The organism is Curtobacterium sp. A7_M15, from assembly GCF_030705415.1.
Taxonomy (GTDB): domain Bacteria; phylum Actinomycetota; class Actinomycetes; order Actinomycetales; family Microbacteriaceae; genus Curtobacterium.
Map to the genome: position 1 here is coordinate 1 of NZ_JAUZED010000023.1, position 18360 is coordinate 18360.

General features: G+C 71.6%; 20 protein-coding genes and 1 pseudogene. 8 read left to right on the forward strand and 13 right to left on the reverse strand.

Annotated elements, in window-relative coordinates; translation table 11 throughout:
- The 8 genes and pseudogenes from Q7F20_RS06390 to Q7F20_RS06425 form a co-directional block, all read right to left on the reverse strand.
- A pseudogene (locus Q7F20_RS06390) lies at window positions 1-604 on the reverse strand (hypothetical protein); the annotation flags it as partial.
- Window positions 605-654: 50 nt separating this feature from the next.
- The gene (locus Q7F20_RS06395; protein WP_305739282.1) at window positions 655-885 is read right to left on the reverse strand and encodes a hypothetical protein; all 231 of its coding nucleotides are present in this window, start codon (window positions 883-885) and stop codon (window positions 655-657) included.
- Between the two features lie 52 nt (window positions 886-937).
- The gene (locus Q7F20_RS06400) at window positions 938-1750 is read right to left on the reverse strand and encodes a hypothetical protein (protein ID WP_305739283.1); all 813 of its coding nucleotides are present in this window, start codon (window positions 1748-1750) and stop codon (window positions 938-940) included.
- On the reverse strand, window positions 1747-2607 hold the full coding sequence (locus Q7F20_RS06405; RefSeq protein ID WP_305739284.1) for a carbohydrate ABC transporter permease: 861 nt from the start codon (window positions 2605-2607) through the stop codon (window positions 1747-1749). The genes Q7F20_RS06400 and Q7F20_RS06405 overlap by 4 nt, the downstream gene beginning before the upstream one ends.
- Window positions 2604-3593, reverse strand: coding sequence for a carbohydrate ABC transporter permease (locus Q7F20_RS06410; RefSeq protein ID WP_305739285.1), 990 nt, complete (start codon window positions 3591-3593; stop codon window positions 2604-2606). The genes Q7F20_RS06405 and Q7F20_RS06410 overlap by 4 nt, the downstream gene beginning before the upstream one ends.
- A 10-nt stretch (window positions 3594-3603) precedes the next feature.
- Window positions 3604-4929 carry a sugar ABC transporter substrate-binding protein gene (locus tag Q7F20_RS06415; RefSeq protein ID WP_305739286.1) on the reverse strand — a complete coding sequence of 442 codons (1326 nt, stop codon included), beginning with the start codon at window positions 4927-4929 and terminating at the stop codon, window positions 3604-3606.
- Window positions 4930-4951: 22 nt separating this feature from the next.
- Window positions 4952-6166: a Gfo/Idh/MocA family protein gene (locus Q7F20_RS06420; RefSeq protein ID WP_305739287.1), complete on the reverse strand. Its 1215-nt coding sequence runs from the start codon at window positions 6164-6166 to the stop codon at window positions 4952-4954.
- 159 nt (window positions 6167-6325) lie between these two features.
- Window positions 6326-7114, reverse strand: a complete 789-nt coding sequence (locus Q7F20_RS06425; RefSeq protein ID WP_305739288.1) for a DeoR/GlpR family DNA-binding transcription regulator — start codon at window positions 7112-7114, stop codon at window positions 6326-6328.
- A 132-nt stretch (window positions 7115-7246) separates the two neighbouring features.
- Here Q7F20_RS06425 and Q7F20_RS06430 point away from each other — a divergent pair, with 132 nt between their 5' ends.
- From Q7F20_RS06430 to Q7F20_RS06450, 5 genes are read left to right on the forward strand one after another with little or no spacing between them, the layout of a single operon-like run.
- Entirely contained in the window at window positions 7247-8125 is an 879-nt protein-coding gene (locus tag Q7F20_RS06430; RefSeq protein ID WP_305739289.1) for an SIS domain-containing protein, read from the forward strand.
- The gene (locus Q7F20_RS06435; RefSeq protein WP_305739290.1) at window positions 8125-9030 is read left to right on the forward strand and encodes an ROK family protein; all 906 of its coding nucleotides are present in this window, start codon (window positions 8125-8127) and stop codon (window positions 9028-9030) included. The genes Q7F20_RS06430 and Q7F20_RS06435 overlap by 1 nt, the downstream gene beginning before the upstream one ends.
- Window positions 9027-10190, forward strand: a complete 1164-nt coding sequence (gene nagA, locus Q7F20_RS06440) for an N-acetylglucosamine-6-phosphate deacetylase (RefSeq protein WP_305739291.1) — start codon at window positions 9027-9029, stop codon at window positions 10188-10190. The genes Q7F20_RS06435 and nagA overlap by 4 nt, the downstream gene beginning before the upstream one ends.
- Complete coding sequence (locus tag Q7F20_RS06445; RefSeq protein ID WP_305739292.1) at window positions 10187-11182, forward strand: 1-phosphofructokinase family hexose kinase; 996 nt, start codon at window positions 10187-10189, stop codon at window positions 11180-11182. Before nagA ends, Q7F20_RS06445 begins: the two co-directional genes overlap by 4 nt.
- Entirely contained in the window at window positions 11179-12015 is an 837-nt protein-coding gene (locus Q7F20_RS06450) for a class II fructose-bisphosphate aldolase (protein ID WP_305739293.1), read from the forward strand. The genes Q7F20_RS06445 and Q7F20_RS06450 overlap by 4 nt, the downstream gene beginning before the upstream one ends.
- Window positions 12016-12021: 6 nt before the next feature.
- On the opposite strand, the gene Q7F20_RS06455 is transcribed toward Q7F20_RS06450, so the two are convergent.
- A complete protein-coding gene (locus Q7F20_RS06455; protein WP_305739294.1) occupies window positions 12022-13395 on the reverse strand; it encodes an L-serine ammonia-lyase in 1374 nt (457 codons plus the stop codon).
- Between the two features lie 34 nt (window positions 13396-13429).
- Window positions 13430-13621 (reverse strand): PspC domain-containing protein, encoded by a 192-nt coding sequence (locus Q7F20_RS06460; protein ID WP_305739295.1) that lies wholly within the window; start codon window positions 13619-13621, stop codon window positions 13430-13432.
- Between the two features lie 136 nt (window positions 13622-13757).
- On the opposite strand from Q7F20_RS06460, the gene Q7F20_RS06465 reads away from it, so the two are divergent.
- Window positions 13758-14594 carry a shikimate 5-dehydrogenase gene (locus tag Q7F20_RS06465; protein ID WP_305739296.1) on the forward strand — a complete coding sequence of 279 codons (837 nt, stop codon included), beginning with the start codon at window positions 13758-13760 and terminating at the stop codon, window positions 14592-14594.
- A gap of 4 nt (window positions 14595-14598) precedes the next feature.
- The gene (locus Q7F20_RS06470) at window positions 14599-14961 is read left to right on the forward strand and encodes a hypothetical protein (protein ID WP_305739297.1); all 363 of its coding nucleotides are present in this window, start codon (window positions 14599-14601) and stop codon (window positions 14959-14961) included.
- A gap of 92 nt (window positions 14962-15053) precedes the next feature.
- Here Q7F20_RS06470 and Q7F20_RS06475 read toward each other — a convergent pair whose 3' ends face one another.
- The 3 genes from Q7F20_RS06475 to Q7F20_RS06485 all read right to left on the reverse strand — a co-directional run bounded on the left by Q7F20_RS06475 (window position 15054) and on the right by Q7F20_RS06485 (window position 17915).
- Window positions 15054-15497 (reverse strand): SRPBCC domain-containing protein, encoded by a 444-nt coding sequence (locus Q7F20_RS06475; protein ID WP_305739298.1) that lies wholly within the window; start codon window positions 15495-15497, stop codon window positions 15054-15056.
- A 2-nt stretch (window positions 15498-15499) separates the two neighbouring features.
- The gene (locus Q7F20_RS06480) at window positions 15500-16945 is read right to left on the reverse strand and encodes an NAD(P)/FAD-dependent oxidoreductase (protein WP_305739299.1); all 1446 of its coding nucleotides are present in this window, start codon (window positions 16943-16945) and stop codon (window positions 15500-15502) included.
- Between the two features lie 298 nt (window positions 16946-17243).
- The gene (locus Q7F20_RS06485; protein WP_305739300.1) at window positions 17244-17915 is read right to left on the reverse strand and encodes a hypothetical protein; all 672 of its coding nucleotides are present in this window, start codon (window positions 17913-17915) and stop codon (window positions 17244-17246) included.
- 103 nt (window positions 17916-18018) lie between these two features.
- Between Q7F20_RS06485 and Q7F20_RS06490 the strand changes: the two genes are divergently transcribed.
- On the forward strand, window positions 18019-18294 hold the full coding sequence (locus tag Q7F20_RS06490) for a hypothetical protein (RefSeq protein ID WP_305739301.1): 276 nt from the start codon (window positions 18019-18021) through the stop codon (window positions 18292-18294).
- Window positions 18295-18360 lie beyond the last annotated feature (66 nt).

An 18360-nucleotide genomic window follows, 5' to 3' on the forward strand; every position in this document is an offset into this window, starting at 1 on the left:
CGACCTCACCGTGGTCGCCCGCAACGAGCAGGCGGGGCCCGCGCGCGCCGCGCAGTACGGGTACGAGTGGGTCGCGCACGTGCAGGACGCACCCGTCACCGACGTCCTGGTGAACGTCACGCCGCTCGGGATGCGCGGCGACCAGCAGGACACGCTCGCCTTCGACCAGGACCGCGTCGAGCTGCGCGCGCAGCTCGACCACCGGGTCCAGCTCGTCGGCGGGCGGCGACACGTCGAAGAGCGCGTCGTCGAAGAGGCGAGCGTGCGTCGGGCGGCCGACCCGGGGTTCCCGCGGGGCGACGTCCCACCCGTCCTCGGGCGCGGCGGCGAGCGCGGTGTCCCGCGCGGCGAGTGCCGACCGCAGGATGCGTCGACACAGGCGCAGGTCGATGCAGCGCCCGACCCGACCGCCGGCCGCGAGCACCGACGGGTACCAGCGCGCGGTGTCGTCCCACACCCAGCGCACGTCGGGTGCGTCCCGGGACGCGATGAAGGCCGGGAGGCGCGGCTCGTCCACCCGGATCGGCTCTCCGTCGGCGGTCCCCGCGTCGGTCAGGGGCGTCGCGAGGACGCCGCCGTCGACGCGGCGGAGGACGAGGTGCACGGAACGATCATGCCGTGTGCCACCGTCAGGCCGGTGACGCGCTCACCGCATCACTGCGCGGGGTCCTCTCGGGGATCCGTCGCTCCGGGGTCGCCGGGGCGGACCGCGGCGCTGTCGGCGACGTCGATGCGGACGTCGCCGTCCTCGGCGCGGGACACCTCGACCCGTGGGGCGGCGTCGTGCTCGTCGGAGCCGGACATCCGTCGGAGGGTGTCCTGGCGGCGTTCCTCGAAGGACATGTCGACACCGTCGTCGAGGTGGTCGCGGTCGGTCTTCGTCATGGGTGGGACGGTACCCCCGGGGTGCTGGCACCGGGTCGGGCTGCCCGGTCGGTCATCCGCCGGCGATCGTGCTCCGGTCGACCGCGCTCCGGGCGGTCGTCCGCGCGACCCGGAGCGTTCCGGTGCGGGCCGTCCAGTGCTCGCCTGCGCGCCACCGAGCGGCGACCGCGGCGGCGAGTCGGCCCGAGGGGATCGTTCCGCGCGCCACCGCCGCGCGGGCTCCGAGCAGCGTCGTGCCGAGGACGAACTTCGCGACGCTTCCGTCCCCGTCTGCTGCGTCGTCCGGCGAGGGCGGTCCGAGCTCGAAGCGGCGGGCGAACCGGACGAGGTTGGCGTCCGGTCCGAGCGCATCGGAGAGCCGCGGGTCGAGGATCCACGAGCGGCACTGCCACCGGTCCGCCGTGTACGCGGGTGCGACGGCACGCAGGAGCTCAGGCGCGTCCGCGAACGCCCGGTCGCACGCCGGGGCGTCGAGCGGGCCCGACTCGGGGATGTGGACACCCCACGCCGCGGACCCGTCGGCTACCGTGTCGCCGACCTCGAACTGGAGCCGCCCCACCGCCACCACACGAGCCGTGAGGACGGCGCAGAACCAGTCCAGCCCGGTCTCCCGGAGGCCGTACCGCGCGAGCTTGCGGTCGACGTCCGCGACGCTGTCCGCAGCCTGTTGGGGAGATGCGCCGTGGTCGCGCAGCCAGGCCGCCGTCCGGGGTCGGACGGCGCGGAGGACGTCGACGATCGCGCTGTCGGGCAGGCCGAGGACGGTCGACTCGAGCGCAGCGGCCAACTCCCCCGGGTCGGGGACGGTTCCGATCGCCGCGGCGAGGAGCTCGACCCCGTCGCGCACGATCCGGTCGGGTGTCACTTGAGTCCGGACGATGCCAGACCGTCGATGACGCGGCGCTGCAGGACGATGAACATGATCAGCACCGGCGCCATGGCCATGAGGCTCGCGGCCATGAGGACGGGGTAGTCGATCGTCCGGTCGCTGGACAGGGTCGCGAGCCCCGCGGCGAGCGGCATGTCCTCGGCGCGGGTCGACACGACGAGCGGCCAGAGCAGTTCGTTCCACGACCAGAGCACCGTGGTGATCGCCAGCACACTGATCGACGGCCGTGCCAACGGCAGCATGATCCGCCAGAAGGTCTGGAACGGGTTCGCACCGTCCATGCGCGCAGCCTCCTCCAGTTCGGGCGGGAGGTTGAGGAACGCGGTCCGCATCAGGAAGGTCCCGAAGGCGCTGAACAGCCCCGGTGCGACGATGCCCATCAGGGTGTCCAACCACCCGAGCCCCTGCACGATCTGGTACTGGGAAATGAGGTACACCTGGGACGGGACGAGCAGGATCGACAGGACGATCGCGAGCAGGACCGCCCGGCCGCGGAAGCGCATGCGGGCGAACGCGTACCCGGCGAGGGTGCAGAGCACGATCTGCGCGAGCGTGCGGATGATCGTGACCATCACCGACGTCCCGAGCTGGCTGAGGAACGGCAGACGCTCGAACACCTGCGCGTAGTTCTGCCACTGCAGCTCACCCGGCCAGAACGTCGGTGTGACGGACTGCACCTGCGCGTTCGTCGACAGGGACATGATGATCTGCCACAGGAACGGGAACGCCATGACGAACCCACCGACGCCGAGGACGACGTGGATCCACCAGTGGCTCCCGCCGCGGCGGCCCGGCCGGCGGCTGGTCCGGGTCGGTGTGACGGTGGCGGTCATGACTGGACCCACTTCCGCTGGAACCGGAACTGCACGAGCGTGACGATGCCGATGAGGACGAAGATCACCATCGCGATGGCAGCCGCGAAGCCCTTGTCGTTGTCGATGAAGCCGGCGCTGTAGAAGTAGAAGACGAGCGACATCGTCTTCGGGATCACCGGGTTGGTGCTGCCGAGGATCGCGTAGAGCAGGTCGAACAGCTGGAAGCTCGAGATCGTCGTGACGATGACCACGAAGAAGATGCTCGGGCTGAGCAGCGGCACCGTCACCGACCGGAACTGTCGCCACCGCGAGGCCCCGTCGAGCTCGGCGGCCTCGTACAGCTCGGGCGGGATGTCCTTCAGGCCGGCGCCCAGGATGATCATCGAGAACCCGAGCGACGACCACAGCCCGACGAGGCTGACCGCGACGAGCGCGAAGCCCGGTGTCGAGATCCAGTAGGGGCCGTCGATCCCGAACCGCCCGAGGAACCAGTTCACGATGCCGTAGTCGCCGTTGAACATGATCCGCCAGACGAGGGCGATGGCGGCCGGCATCGCGACGTAGGGCAGGAAGAAGAGCACGCGGTAGAACTGCGCGAACCGCAGTCCCGGCGTGTTGAGCAGACTGGCGAGCCAGACCGCCACGGGGATGCCGAGCAGGACGATCACCGTGTAGATCACCGTGTTGAGCAGCGACTGGTACAGCTGCGGATCGGAGACCAGCCGCGCGTAGTTCGCGATGCCGGAGAAGGTCGCCCCGCCGAACACGCCCCACGTGGTGAAGGAGTACCAGAACGTCTGGATGATCGGCCAGATGTAGAACGTCCCGACGCCGACGAGCAACGGGAGGACGAAGAGCCACGGCCAGAACCCGTCCGTCCGGCGCGCAGGAGGTCGGGCCGTGCCGTCGGACGGACGCCGGGCACCCGGGGCCCCGGGCCCGGACGCGCGCTGCGTCCGGGCCGGGGTGTCCGAGGTCGGGTGTCGCTCGGTGTGGATCGTCACGATGTCGGACTCACTGTTCCTTGGTGAGGGCGGCGTCCATCTTCTGCGCGAGCTGCTTCGCTACGTCATCGACCGGGGTCGACCCGTCGAAGGCACTCGGCAGCAGGTTCGTCTCGAGGGTGTTCCACGCCGCCGTGTTCTTCGAGACCGGGAGCGGCTTGGCGTAGGCCACCGCGTCGAGGAAGACCTGCAGGTCGGCGTCCGGCATCGTCTTCGTGAAGGCGCTCTGCGTGCCCTCGTACGCCGGGATGACCGCGCCCATGTCGCCCTGTTGCTGCTGGGCCTGCTTGCTCGCGAGGTAGACCTGCAGCGCCTGTGCCGCCGCCTTGTTCTTCGTGTTCGCGGACACGACGTTGGAGACCCCGTGGATGACCGTCGCCTGCTCCTTGCCCTTCGGGAGCGGGTACACGACGACGTCCTTCTCGAGGTCGGTGCCGGTCAGGGCCGAGCGGAACCAGCTGCCGCCCTGGTACATCGCGAGCTTGCCGGACGTGAACCACTGGTCGGCCGTGGTGTCGGTGAGCTGCTTGATCGACGGAGACGCGCCCGATCGGATGAGGTCGGTCCAGAACTGCAACCCGGCCTCGGCAGCCGAGGTGTCGTACTCGGACTTCGTGCCGTCCGCGTCGATCACGTTCCCGCCTGCCTGGAAGATCGTGTCGTAGTAGGTCGTCTGGCCGTCCATGCCACCGGCCGCGCCGTACGCGCCGTCGGCCTTGAGCTTCTCGGAGAGCTCGGCGCCGGTCTTCTGGAAGTCGTCCCAGGTCCAGTCCTTCGAGGGCATGGCGACGCCGGCCTTCTCGAACAGCGCCTTGTTCATCCAGACGCCGATGGTGTCGAAGTCCTTCGGGACGCCGTACTGGGTCTTGTCGTACGTGTACAGGTCGTTGAGGGCGGACGAGTACTTCGCGGGGTCGATCGCGCCGGCCTCGACCTCGCCGGTGATCGGGGCGAGCTTGCCGTTCGCCGCGTAGAGCTGGAAGTTCGGGCCGTTCATCCAGAACACGTCGGGCAGCGTGTCGCTCGAACCCTGCGTCTGCAGCTTCGTCCAGTAGCTCGCGAACGGGGTCACGTCCACGTTGACCTTGATGTCCGGGTACTCCTCGTTGAAGCCTTCGAGGTTCGCCTTGATGGCCTTGACCTGGTTCTCGTCCCACACGGCGTACGTCAGGGTCGCCTTGGTGTCCTTGGCGGCCTTCTCGTAGTCGCCGCCGGCGCTGGAGGCACCGGAGGACGTGCTGCAGCCGGCGAGGAGCACGGCGGCGCCGATCGCGGCGACGGCGCCGAGGAGCGCGCGGCGACGGCCACGGCCCTTGGCAGAGGTGGGTGCGTGCATCGGGTGTCCTTTCGCGAGTCCGTCAGCGGGTGACGGCCGGGGTGGGGTCGGTGAAGTGGGCGATCGTCGCGGCCGCGAGCGGCGGGACGTCGATGGGGACGGAGCCGTTCCGGAGCGACCGGGTGGCGAGCGCCCCCGCTGCGACGGCGGCACGGGCCGCGATCGGCGAGAGGGTCGTCGGCTCCCCCAGCGCGACGTGTCGGAGGAACTCGGTCATCGTGAGGAGATCGGCATCGGCATGGCCGGCAGCCACCCCGTCGATCGGGTACTCGCGGTCCCCCGCGACGTCCCAGCCGCGTCGGTGGTTCCAGACCTTCACGACGCCCCCGCCGGTGTCCCCGATGTTCTCGAGCCGCCCCTCGGTGCCGATCACCGTGTAGTTGCGCCAGTAGTCCGGGGTGAAGTGGCACTGCTCGTAGCTCGCCTGCACGCCGTTGTCGAGGGTCATCATCACCATCGAGACGTCCTCGACGTCGACGACGGGGTTCAGGCCAGTCTGCTGGAGGGGCGGCCAGTTGTCGAGGGAGAACCAGTCCCCCATGAGTTCACCGCTGCGGTCGCGTCGGTCGGAGACGTCGCCGTAGACCGAGAGCGACCCCATGCCGACGACCCTCGCCGTGTCCCCGCCGCCGAGCGCGTGGATGACGTCGAGGTCGTGGCTGGCCTTCTGCAGGAGCAGGGAGTTCACCTTCGTCCGGTCAGCGTGCCAGTCCTTGAAGTAGTAGTCACCGCCGTTGCCGACGAAGTGGCGACACCAGACGGCCTTCACCTGGCCGATCTCCCCGCGGTCGACGATCTCGCGCATGAGCCGCACCACCGCGGCGTGGCGGAAGTTGTGTCCGACGTACAGCGGGGTGCCGGTCTGCGCCGCGGTGTCGAGGACGGCATCGGCGTCCTCGACCGTGATGGCCAGGGGCTTCTCGAGGTAGACCGCCACACCGGCGCGGAGCAGGTCGATCGCGATCGCGGCGTGCGTCCAGTCGGGGGTGGTGACGATCGCGGCGTCGACGACTCCGACGAGTTCGCCGTGGTGCTCGACGACCAGGGCGTCGGGGTACTCGGCCCGTGCCCGCTCGCGCCCCTGCTCGGTGACCTCCGCGACGGCGACGACCCGCGCCTCCAGGTCGGGAGCGGCGGCAGCCGCCTCAGCCACGTGGCGGGCGATCGCCGCTCGCTGTCCCATGCCGACGATGCCGACCCGCAGCGGTCGTCCTGTGAACGCGTCACCCATGCTCATCTCGCTCCCTTGCGTGATTGTGACGCCCATGATGCCGAATCGATCATGAATGCACAATAGGCGCTCAGCGAGCGCTCATGGGGCGGGTGTGGAGGGTTTTACACGATCGAAACGTCGTCCACAGGCTGACTCCGGGAAGTACCCCGGTGCTTCGTCCGGTCAGTCGGCGACGACGAGCTCCACGCCGGCACCGGCGAGTTCCGCGGCGAACGACGGCGGGACGGGCTGGTCGGTGACGAGCGTGTCGATCCGGTCGAGCGGGCAGATCCGGGCGAAGGTCGACCGCTCGATCTTCGTGGAGTCGGCGACCACGATCACCCGGCGTCCGACGGAGGCGAAGTGTCGGCTGACCTCCGCCTCACCCTCGTGCATGGTCGTGGCGCCGTACTGGCCGCTCAGACCGTCGACGCCGAGCACCACCACGTCGAGGGCGAACTCGTCGAGGGTGTCGCGGACGAGCGGTCCCACGAGTTCGTACGACTGCCGACGGGCGACGCCACCCGTGACCACGATCTTGACGTTGGCGCGGACGGAGAGCTCGTACCCGATGTTCAGCGCATTCGTGACGATGGTCACGCCGTACTCGCCGTCCGCCCGCGTGAAGCGCTCGCTCTTGCCGAGCTCGCGGGCGACCTCGGTGGTGGTCGTCCCGCCGTTCAACCCGACGGTGTCGCCCGGCTGCACCAGCCGGGAGGCGGCGCGCGCGATCGCGGTCTTCGCCTCGGCCTGACGGGCGATCTTGTACTGCAGCGGGAGTTCGTAGCCGGCACCGAGCGCCGCGGCGCCGCCGTGGGTGCGGGTGACCAGGCGTTGGTCCGCCAGCGTCGCGAGGTCGCGGCGTGCCGTCGCGGCCGAGATCCCGAGCAGCTCCCCGATCTCGGCGATCGACACGTTGCCGCGTTCGCTCACCAGTTCGAGCAGGGCGTTGAGCCGCTGTTGAGGGGTCATGACGGCCATCCTATGGCGTCGCTGTGCGCACGTCGTGATCGGAATTGATGCTTTGCTCTTCCGTCGCGCACGATCGCTCGCTACGCTTCCTCATTATCGATCACCGGGATCGAGCCGGACCGGAAGGCACCCATGACCGACACCTTCGTGAGCGCAGAACTGACGTCGCAGCCAGAGACGTGGCGCGCTGCCGCCGCGCTCCTGCCGTCGTTCGAGGCCTCCCTCCCCCAGCCCGGGGAGCGCGTGGCCGTGGTCGGCTGCGGGACGAGTTGGTTCATCGCGATGAGCTACGCCGTCGCGCGCGAGCAGGCCGGCCTGGGCGTGACCGATGCCTTCGCCGGCTCCGAGTACCCGATCGGGCGTGACTACGACCGTGTCGTGACCATCAGCCGGTCCGGGACGACGACCGAGATCGTGGACCTGCTGCAGGCCCTGCGTGGTCGACGCACCGTCCTCGTCACCGCGGTCCCGGACAGCCCGGCTGCAGCGGTCGCCGACGCCGTCGTCGCACTGCCCTTCGCCGACGAGCGCTCGGTGGTGCAGACGCGCTTCGCGACCACGACGCTCGCGCTCCTGCGAGCGTCGATCGGTGACGACGTGGACGCCCTCGCCACCCAGGCCGAGACCGCGCTCGCCCTCCCGATCGACGAGCTCCTCGATGCGGAGCAGGTGACGTTCGTCGGTCGGGGCCCGGCGGTCGGTCTCACGTTCGAGGCCGCGCTGAAGACGCGAGAGGCAGCGCAGTTCTGGGCCGAGTCCTACCCCGCCATGGACTACCGGCACGGTCCGATCGCGATCGCCCAACCGGGCCGTCTCGTCTGGTCGCTGGGCACTGCGCCCGAGGGACTCGCGGACGAGGTCGCAGTGACCGGCGCCCGCTTCGTCCAGCACGACCTCGACCCGATCGCGGGGCTCGTCGTGGTGCACCGGTTCGCGGTCGCCCTCGCCGAAGGGCGCGGTCTCGACCCCGACAACCCGCGTTCGCTCACGCGTTCGGTCATCCTCACCTGATGGGCCCCGCAGGCGCGGTGCTCGGGGTCGACGTCGGCGGCACGGGCATCAAGGCCCGACTGACCGGTGCCGACGGACTCGTCCTCGACGAGACCCGCGTGCCGACGCCGCGAGGCGACGCCGATGCGACATCCCTCGCCGTCGTCGTCGCGGACCTCACCGAACGGGCCCTGCGGCGCGCCGACCTCGACGCGGTCGGCCTCGTGACACCCGGCGTCGTGGACGACCGAACGGGCACCGTCCTGCTCGCGGTGAACCTCGGGTGGCGGGACGTCCCCGTGCGGGACCGCGTCCGAGCCGAGCTCGCCAGCCGGGGGATCGACCTCCCGCTGGCGTTCGGGCACGACGTGCGTGCCGGGGCCCTCGCGGAGACCACCGGAACGGCGCCGTCGCTCGCGCGCGGATCGGTCGCCTTCGTCCCCGTCGGCACCGGACTCGCGAGCGCACTCGTCGTCGACGGCGTCGTCGTCGGGGGCGGCGGGTGGGCAGGGGAGATCGGCCAGGTCCGGATCCCCACCGGGCCGCACGCAGGGCGCCGGGTCGAGGAGATCGCGTCCGCCGGGGGAGTCGCCCGTCGTTCGGGCACCGCTACGGCGCACGAGGCGATGCTGCGCGTCCGTGCCGGGGACGCCGTTGCGACGAGGGTCTGGCAGGAGTGCATCGACGTGCTCGCCGACGCGCTGGCGTGGACCACGACGGTCGCCGGATGCCACACGATCATCGTCGGCGGGGGACTGGCCGAGTCCGGTCCGCTGCTCCTCGATCCGCTCCGGGCGGCGCTCGTCGATCGTCTCCCGGGGCTGCGCGTCCCGGCCCTCGAGCGGGCGCGGCACGGGGATGCCGCCGGCGCCATCGGCGCCGGCCTGCTTGCGCGCGCGGCCGCCCGGACCGAGGTGCACGCATGAGCACCCTGCTGCGTGCACGGCGGATCCTGACCGCGACGGACGACCTCCACGACGGTTGGTTGGCGGTCGACGACGCCGGCACGGTCATCGGCAGCGGATCCGGAACGCCCCCGCGGACCGAGACGGCGGTCACGATCGAGGGCACGGTGCTGCCGGGCGCGGTCGACCTGCACGCCCACGGCGCGCTCGGCCACGACTTCGCCACAGCCTCGGTGGACGGTGCGGCACGCGCCGCGGGCCACCACCACGCCCGCGGGACCACGTCGCTCGTCGCGTCCGTCGCCACGGGCCCGGTGCCCGAGACGATCGCAGCACTCCGGCGCCTCAGCGGACTCGTGACCGCGGGCACACTCGCCGGGCTCCACCTCGAGGGACCGTGGCTGTCACCCGCGCGTCGCGGCGCCCACCGGGCCGACCTCCTGCACGCACCGGACCCGGCGGAGCTGGACGCCTTCCTCACGGCGGCCGACGGCGCACTCCGGATCGTCACGCTCGCACCGGAGCTCCCCGGAGCGACGGACGCCGTCCGTCACCTCGTCGATGCGGGGGTCGTCGTCGCGATCGGTCACACCGATGCCTCCGCCGACGAGGTACGCGCAGCGATCGACGAGGGTGCCGCCCTCGTCACGCACCTGTTCAACGGCATGCCCCCACTGCACCACCGCCGGCCCGGGCCGGTCGGCGTCGCGCTGACCGACGACCGTGTCCTCGTCGAGTGCATCGTCGACGGGCACCACCTCGATCCCTCGACGGTCGAACTCGTGCAGCGAGCCGCGCCGGACCGTCTGGTGCTCGTGTCGGACGCGATGGCCGCCACGGGTTGCGGCGACGGTGAGCGCGTGATCGCGGGTTCGGCGGTGTCGGTGCGCGACGGCGTCGCGCTGCTCGCCGACGGGTCCTCACTCGCCGGGAGCACGATCACCGTGCAGGACGGCGCCCGACGTCTCCTCGACGGCGGGACCCCGCTGCCCGCGGTCGTCGCGGCGACCTCGACCCGGCCGGCACGCGTGCTCGGTCTGCCGGCGCCGCTCACGGTCGGCGCTCCGGCCGACGTGGTCGTGATCGACGAGGCTCCGGGGACCGCGGTCTCCAGCCACGGCGCGCAGTCCGCCCCGTGGCGTGTGCTCGACCTGCGCACGATCCCGGCGGTGGCCCGGTGATCCTCGTCGTGACGCCGAACCCCGCGGTGGACGTGACGTACCGCGTCGCCGGACAGCGCGTCGGGACGACCCAGCGCGTCCTGGACGTCGCTCGGCGCCCGGGTGGCAAGGGCCTGAACGTCGGACGGGTGCTCGATGCCGTCGGGATCCCGTCCCGAGCGGTCCTTCCCCTCGGCGGAGCTGCCGGTCGGTGGATCGCCGACGGCCTCGACGCCCTCGGCCTCGCGCACGTCGACGTCGCCGTGACGGGGGAGACCCGCACCACGGTGACCGTCGTCGACGACGTCGAGCACCCGACGATGTTCGGCGAACCCGGACCCGCGGTGACGGCCGACGAGTGGGCCGCGGTCACCGACGTGGTCGGTCAGCAGCTCGACGGCGGTACCGGCTTCCTCGTCGTCTCGGGCTCGTTGCCGCACGGCACCGACCCCGGTGTCGTCGCCGACTGGGTGACCGCTGCTCGGGCGCGAGGGGTCCCGAGCCTCGTCGACTGCGCGGGTGACGCCCTCCTCGCGGCTGCCGACGCCGGCGCGACGATCTGCAAGCCCAACCGCGACGAGCTCCTCGAGGCGACCGGCGCCGTGGACGAACGGAGCGGCGCCCTGGATCTGCTCGACCGCGGCGCAGGAGTCGTCGTCGTGTCCCGCGGTGCAGACGGCCTGGCGGCACACACGCGCACGGACGTCGTCGAGGTCCGCGCGGTCCCGGGCGTCTCCGGCAACCCGACCGGCGCCGGCGACGCGGCCACCGCCGGGCTCCTCGCGGCGCTGGTGCGCGCGTCGTCCGACGGCGCGACGAACCCGACGACCGCCTCGTCCGTGCCCCGCGTCGACCACGCCGCGCTCCGATCCGCTGCCGCCTTCGGCGCCGCCGCCGTCCTGCGCCCGGTCGCGGGCGAGGTGGACCCCGACGCGGTCGATGGCTTCCTCGCGGACGGCGTCCGCACCCCGTCCGGCGCACACGCCTCCGATCCGACCTGGAGCCCCGCATGATCACCGACCTCGCCCTCACCGGACTGCTCGACGCCGCACGGAGCGCACACCGCGGTGTCGGGGCGTTCAACGTGGTCCTGCTCGAACACGCCGAGGCGATCGTTGCCGGCGCCGAGCGAGCGGGGCTCCCCGTGGTCCTGCAGATCAGCGAGAACTGCGTCCGCTACCACGGTGGCCTCGCTCCGATCACGACGGCGACCGCGGCGATCGCACGCGCGGCGGACGTCGAGGTCCTCGTACACCTCGACCACATCGAGGACCCCGAGCTGGTGTTCGCCGGCATCGACCTCGGGGTGGACTCGATCATGTACGACGGATCGCACCTCGAGTTCGCCGCGAACGTGGACGCCACCCGTCGCCTGGCAGTCCGGTGCCACGACGCCGGGGTCGCGATCGAGGCCGAGCTCGGCGAGGTGGGCGGCAAGGACGGCGTGCACGCTCCCGGAGTGCGCACCGATCCGCAGGACGCTGCTGCCTTCGTCGCGGACACCGGCGTCGACGCGCTGGCGGTCGCGGTCGGGACGTCCCACGCGATGCAGACCCGCGAGGCATCGGTGGACCGGGCGCTGGTCGAGGAGCTCCGTGCTGCGGTGCCGGTCCCGCTCGTCCTGCACGGGTCCTCGGGCCTGTCGGACGACGAGCTGCAGGCTGCGGTCCGGGCAGGCATGACGAAGATCAACATCTCCACGCACCTGAACGGTCTCTTCACCAGGGCCCTGCGAGCAGTGCTCGACGACGGTCCCGACGTGGTCGATCCGCGCAAGTACGTGTCCGCAGGTCGTGACGCCATCGCGACCGAGTCGGCCCGGCTGCTGACGCTGCTCCACGGCTGACCGGGGTCAGCAGAGCGGGACGTTCACCGCGAGACCGCCCATCGCGGTCTCCTTGTACTTCGTGGACATGTCGGCGCCGGTCTGCCGCATCGTCTCGACGACCTGGTCGAGCGACACGTGGTGCACGCCGTCGCCCCGGAGCGCCATGCGTGCGGCGTTGATCGCCTTGTTCGCCGCGATGGCGTTCCGCTCGATGCACGGGATCTGGACGAGTCCACCGATCGGGTCGCAGGTGAGCCCGAGGTTGTGCTCCATGGCGATCTCGGCGGCGTTCTCGACCTGCTCGGGGGTCCCGCCGAGCACCTCGGCGAGCCCGGCTGCTGCCATCGACGCAGCCGAACCCACCTCACCCTGGCATCCGACCTCGGCCCCGGAGATCGACGCCCGCTCCTTGTAGATCGAGCCGACCGCGCCCGCGGTGAGCAGGAAGCGCACCACGGTGTCGTCTCGGTTCGCGGCCGTGACCGTCGGGACGTAGGTCAGTGCGTAGTACAGGACGGCAGGGATGATGCCGGCGGCGCCGTTCGTCGGCGCCGTGACGACGCGCCCGCCGGTGGCGTTCTCCTCGTTGACGGCCATCGCCGTGAGGTTCACCCACTCCATCGCGAAGAGGGGGTCGTGCGCGGGGTCGTCGGCGGTGAGCTGCTCGAACCAGTTCGCGGCTCGGCGTCGCACGGTGAGCCCGCCCGGGAGCGTGCCGGAGCGTCCGACGGACCGTTCGACGCAGGACTCCATGACGTCGTGGATGCGCAGGAGGCCCGCGCGCACGTCGTCGGCGCTCCGCGTGGCGGTCTCGTTGGCGAGTGCGACCCCGCTGACCGGCAGACCGCTCGATGCGCAGGCGGCGAGGAGCTCGGCGCCGCTCGAGAACGGGTACGGCACGGCGTCGTCGACCGGGATCGCAGCCTCGGCGACCTCCCCCTCGGAGTCGTTCGTGATGAAACCCCCGCCGATCGAGTAGTACGTCTCCTCGGCGATGGTCGTCCCGGACACGTCAGCGGCGCGCAACCGCATCGCGTTCGGGTGCCGGGGCAGCATGGTCAGCGGGTGGAGCACGATGTCGGCGAGCCGGAACGGCACGCTCGTCCCGCCCGCGAGCCGGAGCACGCCGGTCTCCTCGAGCTCGGCGAGCGACGCGGTCACGGCGTCCGGATCGACGGTCTCGGGGTCCGATCCCATCAGGCCGGCGACGACGGCACCGAGGGTCCCGTGGCCGTGACCGGTCGAGGCCAGCGAGCCGTACAGGTCGACGGCGATCGTCGCGACCGGGGCTCCGGTCAGGCGGGACGCGAAGGCGCGTCCCGCTCGCATCGGTCCGACGGTGTGGGAACTCGAGGGACCGATCCCGATGCTGAACAGATCGAAGACGGAGACCGGCACCCGGCCACACTAACCCGTCCGGACGGGAGGGGGATCAGCGCCGCGAGCCCTGGCTCGGCATGAGGATCCAGAGCACGACGTAGGCGATCCAGAGCGGCCCGGGGAAGAAGCTCAGGATGACCCAGGCGATGCGGACGAAGGTGCGGGACCAGCCGAACCGGTCGGCGATGCCGGCACAGACCCCGGCGAGGAGACGACCGGTGCGGGGGCGGATGAGTGTGTTCATGGGGTCGACGCTACGGACCGCGACCCCGACGCCACATCCGGGGGACACCCTGATCATTGGTGGGGACAACCCCACCATCGATCCACAGCCCGCCTTGTGGACCGCTCCATCCGCGCCGACATGGGAGACTGACGGCATGCCCATCCTCAACAAGGACATGCAGGTCTGCATCTCACTCGCCGCCAGGCCGAGCAACATCGGCACCCGCTTCCACAACTTCCTCTACGACGAACTCGGGCTGGAGTTCGTCTACAAGGCGTTCACCACGACCGACCTCCCCGGCGCGGTGACCGGCATCCGGGCACTCGGCATCCGTGGCTGCTCGGTCTCGATGCCCTTCAAGGAAGCGATCATCCCGCTCGTCGACGTCATCGAGGATTCGGCCGCCGCGATCGAGTCGATCAACACCGTGGTGAACGACGACGGCGTCCTCACGGCGTCGAACACCGACTACGAGGCGGTCGCGTCGCTGCTCGCCTCGCACGCCGTCGATCCGTCAGCGAGCGTGCTGCTCCGCGGCTCCGGCGGCATGGCGAAGGCGGTCACCGCGGCGTTCCGGGGTGCCGGGTTCGACGACCTCACCGTGGTCGCCCGCAACGAGCAGGCGGGGCCCGCGCTCGCCGCGCAGTACGGGTACGAGTGGGTCGCGCACGAGCAGGACGCACCCGTCACCGACGTCCTGGTGAACGTCACGCCGCTCGGGATGCGCGGCGACCAGCAGGACACGCTCGCCTTCGACCAGGACCGCGTCGGTGCGGCGACGACCGTGTTCGACGTGGTCGCCTTCCCGTCCGAGACGCCGCTGATCCGCGCTGGGCGCGCTGCCGACAAGCACGTCATCACCGGTGCCGAGGTGGTCGCACTGCAGGCCGCGCGACAGTTCGAGCGGTACACGGGGGTCGCGCTGACCGACGACCAGGTCCGCCGCGCGAGCGAGTTCAGTCGCAGCGAGGAGCGGGAGAACCTAGGCTGATCGGATGCTCTCCCGACGCGACGCCGCCGTCCGGCTCGACATCCCGCTCGAGATGGCGACCCGGCACGGGCTCCCCTCGCACCTCACCGAGACCGAGCTCAGGGCGATCGAGCAGGACCCGCCCGCCTGGCTCGTGCAGTCCCGCGCGAACCGCACCGGCACCAAGAAGGTCTGGGTCCGCCTCGAGTGCGTGGTCTGCGGCTTCACGGAAGAGGCTCGCCCGAAGAAGTGGTGGCCCGACTGGGACCACCTGATGTGCGACTACCACGAGCCCTACCAGGCACCGGCCCCCGCCGCGGGCTCCACCCGGCACGAGGTCGAGGGGATCGGCAGCCGTTTCGTCGCCCTCGTCGACAGCCGGCCGTAGCGACACGACCGCGCGTCGGACAGGAGGCGGTGCCGACCCGCACCGCGTCGGACAGGAGGCGCGGTGCACGCCCGCACCGCGCCTCCCGTCCCTCAGGACGTCGCGGCGCGACCCGCGGCCACCCAGCCGAGCCGCCGCAACGTCTCGCGGTTGCGGATCCAGATCATCGGCTGCAGCAGGAAGTCCGGTACCCAGGAACCCGGCCCCGCCACGGCGTTCTCCACGATGGTGACCTTGCAGCCACGACGGTGCTCCTCGACGGTGAGCTCGACCCGGGCCTCACCGATGGGCCACCCCTTCGGCTGGATCACCATGCGGTGTGGGGCCTCCCACTCGAGGACCGTCGTCACGTCGTCGATCACGAACGGCCAGACGCCGAACGAGTGGTGCAGGCGGGTCCCGACCGCGGGCCATCCGGGGTCCTGCCCGCGCATCCGCGAGGCGCCGACGACCCATGTCGTGAAGAGCCAACCGTCCGCGAGCACGTCGAAGACGTCCTCCGGGCGGCAGTGCAGGATGCGGACGTTCTTCGCCATGATCAGTCCTCCGGTGAGAGTTCGACGTGCTCGGGGAGCCCGAAGGTGTGCCGCAGGGCGCTCCGGGCTGCGTGCCAGCCGGCCATGCCGTGCACACCGGGGCCCGGGGCGGACGCCTCGGAACAGAGGTACATGCCGCCGCCCATCCGCCACGGATCGGACGACAGCACCGGGCGTTTGACGAGCTGCCAGAAGCTCGCAGCGCCCGCGGCGATGTCTCCGCCCACGTAGTTCGGGTTGTACGCGGCCATCTCGGCTGCGGTGCGGCTGCTCGACTGCAGGATCGTGTCGCGGAACCCGGGTGCGAAGCGCTCGATCTGCCGGGTGATGGCCTCGGTCTGGTCCACGTCGGACCCTGCGGGGACGTGCGCGTAGGCCCAGAAGACGTGCTTGCCCCTCGGCGCGCGGCTCGGGTCGACCACGGTGGGCTCCGACCCCAGCACGTACGGTCGCTCGGCGTGCCGTCCGCGTGCGACCGCGCCCTCGGCGGCAGCGATCTCGGAACGGGTCCCGCCGATGTGCACCGTGCCGGCTCGGCGCAGCGCCTCGTTCGTCCACGGGACCGGGTCGGAGAGCGCGAAGTCGACCTTCGCGGCGGCGTTGCCGAAGCGGAAGCGCCGGAGCGCTCCGCGTCGCGGCGTCGGGATCTGCTTCCCCGCGATCCGCAGCATGCCGGGGACGCTCGTGTCGAAGAGCACCGCCTTGGCCGGCGTGAGGTCGGCGAGCGAGCGGACCTCGCGACCGGTCTCGATGCGGCCACCGTGCGCGACGAGGTCGGCGGCGAGCGCGTCGACCATCGCCTGGCTGCCACCGATCGGGACGGGCCAGCCCCGCGCGTGGGCGTAGGCGCCGAGGGACAGCGCGGCGGCGGCCGTCGCGAGCGAGGGCATGTGCTGGATCGAGTGGGCTGCGACCCCGGAGACCATGGCGGGCGCGACCTCGTCGCGGAAGCGCAGGTTCCATGCGCCCGTGCCCTGTTCCAGTGCGCGCAGTCCGAACCGGAGGACGCTCACCGGGTGTCGCGGGACGTGCAACAGCGCGTCGGTCGCGAAGTCGGCGACCTGGTCGGCGCTGCCGGACAGGGGTGCCATGAGCTGCCGGAACGCCGGACCGTCGATGCCGAGCGACTCCGCGGTGCGTGCGAGGTCCCGGTACGCGATGCCCGCACGGCCGCCGTCGAGCGGGTGCCCGTACTGGACCTCGGGGAGGCGGAGTTCGATGCGGTCCTCGAGGCGGAACCGTCGGAAGAACTCGGACTGCAACGCCATCGGGTGCACGGCGGAGCACACGTCGTGCAGGAACCCGGGCAGCGTGAGTTCGGCGGTCCGGGCGCCACCGCCGATGGTGTCACCGCGCTCGACGACCTCGACCGACAGCCCCGCTCGCGCGAGCGTCACCGCCGCCGCGAGTCCGTTCGGTCCGGCTCCGACGACCACCGCATCCACCATGCACCCGAGCCTAGGGTCCCGCTGCTGCGCGCAGTCTCGGTCGGGACGGTCCGCTGCGGACCGGAGGCGCGGTTCGGTGCCGCCCCACGCCTCCGGTCCGTCGTCGGGCGCGGTCCAGGGCCGTTCCCGGTTCCGCCGCTGACCGTTCCGGTTCACGAACCCCGGGAATCGCGAACCAGAACGGTCGACGCACCGACGGACTCGACGCATCCGGCCGAGCGCGCGGGAACGATGGACCCGCTCGGCGACAGGACCCGGGAACGTGTCGGACGCTCTGCCGTCCTGGCAGCCGGGGAGGTCAGACGCGCGCGGCGTCCGGGTCGGCGGGGTCCGACCCGTCGTCGCCCGCGTCCGCCGCGTCGGGCTCGTCGGCGTCGACCGGGGACGTCCCCACCGGGTGCTCCGCGAGGAGCGCCGCGAAGTCCTCGTCGAGCATCTGCTGGAGCCGGTCGTCGCGCCCGACCTCGTAGTCGTCCGCGGGGCGCTGTGCCCACCCGAGCCGCCCGACGACGGTCGTGCCGATGTCGTCCCAGGCGCGGGCACGAGCGGCGAGGACGATGCCGTCGACGAAGCCCTTGTCGTCCCGTCGCTTGTCGAGCATGGTGGCGAGCTGCTCGTACGTCGCTTCGCGCGTGCGGAGCTTGAGGTCGTCACCGCGGCGGTAGTCGTGCTGGTGCCGCGAGCGGCCCTTCTGCTTGCTCGACCTCGAGCGGATCTCGCGCATCCGGGCGGCGTCGCCGCGCTGTTCCTCGGCCATGCGGTGGAGTTCCTCGCGCGTGGCGTCGGCGATCACGGCATGGTCGAAGTAGCCCTCGTCGCGCAGGGCGTTCGTGATGACCCGGTTGGCGACGGCGATCGTGACCGCGGCCTTCGCGATGAGGAAGCCCTCGTCGACGGCGCGCTTCAGTTCGACCTGACTGACGGGCCGGTCGCGCACGTCGTGCTTGCTGCGTCGTCCGAACAGGGCCATGCAGTCGACGATACCGGCGTCCGGTGACCATCCGTCCGCAGGTGGACCCGGATCAGGCCCGGGAGGGACGACGTGCCTCCCACGGACCCGTACCGTCGGGTGCATGGTCACCTCCCCGGAATCCCCCCGCACCGGCCTCGGCACGGCGAGCCTCGTCCTCGGCGTCTGCTCCTTGCTCGCCGGATGGACGTTCGTCGCGCCGATCGTCGGGCTGTGCCTCGGGATCGCCTCGCGGAGCCGGGAGCCGTTCGCCCGCGGACGCGCCGGGTGGGGCATCCTCCTGAACCTCGTCGCGCTGGCGGTGTGGATCCTGCTGCTCGTCCTGCTCCTCGTCGGCGGGGTGTTCGCCGTGTGGTCGGGAGCGACGCAGGGTCGCTGACGCGGAGTACTGCGCCCCCGGACGGTCGTCGCGCCCCGTCTCTCCGGGGCGCGACGACCACAGCGG

Bases quoted from the DNA above. Each gene is read 5' to 3' on its own strand.
- Q7F20_RS06395 (WP_305739282.1), bottom strand. From the start codon at position 885: ATGACGAAGACCGACCGCGACCACCTCGACGACGGTGTCGACATGTCC.
- Q7F20_RS06405 (WP_305739284.1), bottom strand. From the start codon at position 2,607: ATGACCGCCACCGTCACACCGACCCGGACCAGCCGCCGGCCGGGCCGC.
- Q7F20_RS06415 (WP_305739286.1), bottom strand. From the start codon at position 4,929: ATGCACGCACCCACCTCTGCCAAGGGCCGTGGCCGTCGCCGCGCGCTC.
- Q7F20_RS06420 (WP_305739287.1), bottom strand. From the start codon at position 6,166: ATGAGCATGGGTGACGCGTTCACAGGACGACCGCTGCGGGTCGGCATC.
- Q7F20_RS06425 (WP_305739288.1), bottom strand. From the start codon at position 7,114: ATGACCCCTCAACAGCGGCTCAACGCCCTGCTCGAACTGGTGAGCGAA.
- Q7F20_RS06430 (WP_305739289.1), top strand. From the start codon at position 7,247: ATGACCGACACCTTCGTGAGCGCAGAACTGACGTCGCAGCCAGAGACG.
- Q7F20_RS06435 (WP_305739290.1), top strand. From the start codon at position 8,125: ATGGGCCCCGCAGGCGCGGTGCTCGGGGTCGACGTCGGCGGCACGGGC.
- nagA (WP_305739291.1), top strand. From the start codon at position 9,027: ATGAGCACCCTGCTGCGTGCACGGCGGATCCTGACCGCGACGGACGAC.
- Q7F20_RS06450 (WP_305739293.1), top strand. From the start codon at position 11,179: ATGATCACCGACCTCGCCCTCACCGGACTGCTCGACGCCGCACGGAGC.
- Q7F20_RS06460 (WP_305739295.1), bottom strand. From the start codon at position 13,621: ATGAACACACTCATCCGCCCCCGCACCGGTCGTCTCCTCGCCGGGGTC.
- Q7F20_RS06465 (WP_305739296.1), top strand. From the start codon at position 13,758: ATGCCCATCCTCAACAAGGACATGCAGGTCTGCATCTCACTCGCCGCC.
- Q7F20_RS06470 (WP_305739297.1), top strand. From the start codon at position 14,599: ATGCTCTCCCGACGCGACGCCGCCGTCCGGCTCGACATCCCGCTCGAG.
- Q7F20_RS06475 (WP_305739298.1), bottom strand. From the start codon at position 15,497: ATGGCGAAGAACGTCCGCATCCTGCACTGCCGCCCGGAGGACGTCTTC.
- Q7F20_RS06480 (WP_305739299.1), bottom strand. From the start codon at position 16,945: ATGGTGGATGCGGTGGTCGTCGGAGCCGGACCGAACGGACTCGCGGCG.
- Q7F20_RS06485 (WP_305739300.1), bottom strand. From the start codon at position 17,915: ATGGCCCTGTTCGGACGACGCAGCAAGCACGACGTGCGCGACCGGCCC.
- Q7F20_RS06490 (WP_305739301.1), top strand. From the start codon at position 18,019: ATGGTCACCTCCCCGGAATCCCCCCGCACCGGCCTCGGCACGGCGAGC.